This window comes from Melaminivora alkalimesophila (genome assembly GCF_000282995.1).
Classification (GTDB): domain Bacteria; phylum Pseudomonadota; class Gammaproteobacteria; order Burkholderiales; family Burkholderiaceae_C; genus Melaminivora; species Melaminivora alkalimesophila.
This window is the reverse complement of sequence record NZ_ALEE01000639.1, coordinates 1-4,601: the sequence shown is the minus strand read 5'-3', so window position 1 is coordinate 4,601 and position 4,601 is coordinate 1. Positions and strand designations below refer to the sequence as shown.

Genomic DNA, 4,601 nt, shown 5'->3' with positions numbered 1-4,601 from the left:
TGGCTCGACCGCCACGCCCGGCCGGGTGCGCGTGCCGACGACCAGCGCAGCGAGGAGCGGCGCAGCCAGTGGCGTGCACTCACCCGCCAGACGCGCGAGCGCCTGGCAGCGCTGTATGCCGAGGGTCCCCCCACCGCGGCGCAGCAGGCAGAGCGCGCGGCCCGCAAGCGGGCGATCTTCGCGGAATTTGCCTCGGCCTATGGCCAGCTGCGCGCCCGGTGGATCGCGGCCGGGCTGGAGGCCGCCCGGCTGGCGCCGCTGGACCGGTGGGTGGAGGGCGCCAACAACGCCAGCTTTGCAGCCCAGGGCGCGTACGACGACCTGGTGCCGGCCTTCATGGCGCTGTTCGAGCAGGAGGGCGGGGACTGGCGGCGCTTTCACGCCGCCGTGCAGCAGCTGGCGCGCGCGCCCCGGCCAGAGCGCGACGCCCGGCTTGCGGCGCTCAGCCGCGCAGCGACTCGATGAGGTCGATGTACTGCTGCTTGGCGGTGTCGCTGTCGGTGCCCTTGAGCTTTTCCCAGGCGTCCCACTTGGCGCGGCCGACGATGTCGGAGAAGCTGGGCTTCTTCTCCTGGTTGTCGCCGGCGGTGGCCTGCTTGTACAGCGCGTAGATCTTCAGCAGCGTCGGGTTGTCGGGGCGCTCGCTCAGGTTCTTGGAGTTGGCGACGGCGGCCTCGAAGCGCGTGTTCAGGTCGGACATGGGTGCTTCCTCGCAGGGCTTGGGTTGGAATGGGTGCAGTGTAGCCAAAAAAACGAACGATCGTGCTTTTCGAAGCCGAAAAAAAACCCCGCCGCGCGGACGGGGTCCCGGGGGGCGCCTGCCCCTGGCGACGCTCAGGCCGCAACCGTGGGCTCAGCCAGCCAGCGGCGCGCCAGCTCCACCCAGAAGGTGCCACCCAGCGGGATCAGGTCGTCGTTGAAGTCGTAGCTGGGGTTGTGCAGGGTGCAGGGCCCGCCGCCGTGGCCCATGGCGCGGTGGTCGCCGTCGCCGTTGCCGATGAAGACGTAGGCGCCGGGCTTGGCCTGCAGCATGTAGGCGAAGTCTTCGGCGCCCATGGTGGGCTCCTGCGCGCGCACGTTGTCCGCGCCGACGATGTCCGCCATCACCCGGGCGGCGAAATCGGCCTCCGCCGAGGTGTTTACCGTGGGCGGGTAGTTGCGCACGAACTCGAACTCGCACCCGGCACCGAAGGCGGCGCAGGTGTGCTCGGCGATCTGGCGCATGCGTTCTTCGATCAGGTCCAGCACGGCCGTGGTGAAGGTGCGCACCGTGCCCTGCAGCTCGCACGAATCCGGCACCACGTTGGTCGCCTCGCCGGCGTGGATCATGGTCACGGACAGCACGCCGGCGTCCACCGGCTTCTTGTTGCGGCTGATGATGTTCTGGAAAGCCTGCACCATCTGGCAGGCGATGACGACCGGGTCGATCCCCAGGTGCGGCATGGCGCCGTGCGCGCCCTTGCCGCGGATGGTGATCTTGAATTCGTTCGACGAGGCCATCACCGGGCCGGGGCTGACGGCGAAGCTGCCCACCGGCATGCCTGGCCAGTTGTGCATGCCGAACACCGCCTGCATGGGGAACTGCTCGAACAGCCCGTCCTTGATCATCTCGCGCGCGCCCCCGCCGCCCTCCTCGGCCGGCTGGAAGATCAGGTAGACGGTGCCGTCGAAATCGCGGTGCTCGTGCCTGGAGAAATACTGCGCCGCCGCCAGCAGCATCGCCGTGTGGCCATCGTGGCCGCAGGCGTGCATCTTGCCGGGGTGGCGGCTGGCGTGCTCGAAGGTGTTGAACTCCTGCATGGGCAGGGCGTCGATGTCGGCGCGCAGGCCCACGGCGCGGCCGCTCTTGCCGCCGTCGCGCCCGTGCACGATGCCGACCACGCCGGTGGTGCCCAGGCCGCGGTGGATCGGGATGCCCCACTCCGTCAGCTTGGCGGCGATCACGTCGGCCGTGCGCACCTCCTCGAAGCACAGCTCCGGATGGGCATGGATGTCGCGCCGCACGGCGGCAAGGGCGGTGGCCTGGAGGGCGATGGAGTCGATGATCTTCATGGTGCTTGCGTGCGGTTCGTCCGGGACCCGGCCAGTCTAGCCGCTCAGGTGCGAACCCGTCCGTCGCCGGTGAGCATGGACATCTCCACGAAGCGGGAACCCTCGTGGTTGCTGCTGCTGAAGGCGATCTGGAAACCGCCCACCGGCGCGTGCAGGCCCTCCAGCCCCGCGATCAGCGCCTCGCGCGTGGGCTTGCCCGCCGCCTGTGCCGTGGCGCCGCGCAGCCCCTCGATGAAGACGCGCGCGGCGATGTAGCCCTCCAGGCTGGAATAGTTGGGCTGCACCTTGCCGCCGCCCTTGCGGATGGCCTCGTGGAACTCGCGCGTGATCTGCCGGGTGGTGGAATAGGGCGAGGGCACGACCTGCGAGACCACCACGCCGGCGCCGTCCGCGCCCAGCGCATCGGCCAGCGCCTGCGTGCCGACGAAGGAGACGTTGTAGAAGCCCCCGCCGTAGCCTGCCTTGCGCGCCTCGCGCACGAAGGCGGCGCAGGAGGCATAGGTGCTGACCTGCACGATCGCCTCGGGCCGGGCAGGCACCAGCTGCCGCACCGCGGCCGCCACGTCCGCGGAATTGCGCTGCACCTTGGCGGTGGCGGCCGGCTCGAGCTTGCGCGCCGCCAGGGCCTTGACCACGCCGTCCAGGCCGGCCTGTCCGTAGGCGTCGTCCTGGTGGAACACGGCGATGCGCGTCAGCCCGAGGTGCGTGAGCTGGCGCACGATCAGCTCCGTCTCGTCCTCGTAGGAGGCGCGCACATGGAAGATCAGCCGGTTGAGCGGCCGGCGCAGCGCCATCGCGCCGGTGAACGGCGCGATGAAGGGCACGCGCGCCTGCGTGAACAGCGGCAGCGCCGCAAGGCTCGTGGGCGTGCCGATGTAGCCGAACAGGGCGAACACGTCGTCGGCGATGAAGCGGCGGGTGTTCTCGGCGCAGCGCTCGGGCTCGTAGCCGTCGTCGAGCGAGCGCAGCTCGATGGGGCGCCGCCCCACCCCGCCCTGGGCGTTGACCTGCTCGAAGGCGAGCTGCGCGCCCGCCTGGAATTGCAGCCCGAGCTGCGCCGAAGGCCCGCTGAGGGGGGCGGACTGGCCCAGCACGATCGCCTCCTGGGCCTGCGCACGCACCCGCGGCGCGGCACCCGCCAGCGCCAGCGCCGCCACGCCGGCGGAAAAGCGGCGGCGATCCAGATGCCCGGACGGGCGGGCCTGCGCCATGGCAGCGTGCTTCATGGTGAAATCCTTCCCTTGACTGGTGTGTGGTGCGTCCGTCCCGCCCGGGGCGGCGCCCATGGCCGGAAACTGTAGCAAATCTTGCGGGGCGCCGCTCGCATGCATGCCTCTGCCCTGGGGCGGGCCCAGGCACCCGCACGGCTGGGCCCGGGCGCCTTCAGCCCTGGAACACCACCACCTGGTCGATGGCGCCGAACACGCTCTGGCCGCTGCGCAGTTTCATCTCGATGCGGACGCGGTCGCCCTCGCCCAGCAGCGGGGTGCGCGGCCCCGAGGCGCCATCCAGCACCTCCAGCGCCCGCCGCTCCGCCAGGCACGAGCAGCCCTTGGCCGGGTCGGCGTTGCTGACCGGACCGCTGCCCAGGAGCGTGCCGGCGCCGGCGCCCCGGGTCGCCACCGCCTGGGCGAGCAATTCGCCGAAATGCCAGCCCATGTCGCTGCCGGCCTCGCAGCGGCCGATGCGCCGGCCGTTGCAATCTACCTGCAGCGTCAGGTGCACCCGCCCCTGGTGCCACGCCTCGCCCAGCTCGTCCGGCGTCACGGCCACCGGGCCGAAGGCGATGGCCGGCAGCGCCTGCAGCGGCCCCAGGCCCCGCTCCGCCTCGCGCCGCCAGAGGCTGCGCAGCACCACCGCATTGGCCAGCACCAGCAGCCGCACCGACGCCAGCGCCTGCTCTGGCGATGCGCCCTGCGGCACCTCGCCCGTGACCACCGCCAGCTGGGCGCCCAGGTCCGGCTCGGCGCGGCCGTTCGGCACGGCGAGCGCCTCGTGGGCACCCAGCAGGCGCTCGCCGCCGCCCTGGTACAGCGGCGCCAGCAGCCCGCCGGGCGGCAGCACGCCCTCGCCATGCACCCGCTGCACATGCGAGGGATAGGCCAGGGCGCCCAGCCACTGGCGCGGGCGCGGCAGCGGCGCCATGCAGCGCTGCGCATCGAAGGCAAAGGCATGGGGCGCACGCCCGGCGTTCAGCCCGGCATACAGGTCCTGCAGCTGCGGCGCGAGGAAGTTCCAGTCGTCGAGGACCTGCTGGAGCCGGTCGGCGATGCCGGTCGCATAATGGGCTTGCGTGAGGTCGCGCGAGACCACGACCAGCTGGCCGTCGCGCGATCCATCCTGGTAGGAGGCGAGTTTCATGGCTTCGGGAGAGCGAGCCGGCGATGATACGCAGCCCCGGCGGGCACGAGATGCCGGCCGACAGCGCCTTGCTGCCCCCGCGGACGCACCCGCCCCAGCCGTGCGGCCAAGCTTGGCTCCCCTATGTCCCGTCCTGCCCCGATCCTCCTGAGCGCCCTCCTGCTGGGCCTGCACTGGCCGGCGGCTGC

General features: G+C 71.8%; 5 protein-coding genes. 1 reads left to right on the top strand and 4 read right to left on the bottom strand.

Annotated elements, in window-relative coordinates; genetic code table 11:
• On the top strand, positions 1–465 hold a 465-nt coding region (locus A612_RS12480; protein WP_019374803.1), incomplete at its 5' end, for an aminopeptidase.
• On the opposite strand, the gene A612_RS12475 is transcribed toward A612_RS12480, so the two are convergent.
• From A612_RS12475 to A612_RS12460, 4 genes are all read right to left on the bottom strand, one after another.
• Entirely contained in the window at positions 443–700 is a 258-nt protein-coding gene (locus tag A612_RS12475; RefSeq protein ID WP_019374802.1) for an acyl-CoA-binding protein, read from the bottom strand. The genes A612_RS12480 and A612_RS12475 overlap by 23 nt on opposite strands.
• 134 nt (positions 701–834) lie before the next feature.
• Entirely contained in the window at positions 835–2,052 is a 1,218-nt protein-coding gene (locus A612_RS12470) for a M20 aminoacylase family protein (protein ID WP_019374801.1), read from the bottom strand.
• 44 nt (positions 2,053–2,096) lie between these two features.
• Positions 2,097–3,278 (bottom strand): ABC transporter substrate-binding protein, encoded by a 1,182-nt coding sequence (locus A612_RS12465; protein ID WP_019374800.1) that lies wholly within the window; start codon positions 3,276–3,278, stop codon positions 2,097–2,099.
• 157 nt (positions 3,279–3,435) lie between these two features.
• Positions 3,436–4,413, bottom strand: coding sequence for a fumarylacetoacetate hydrolase family protein (locus A612_RS12460; protein ID WP_019374799.1), 978 nt, complete (start codon positions 4,411–4,413; stop codon positions 3,436–3,438).
• Between the last annotated feature and the right edge of the window lie 188 nt (positions 4,414–4,601).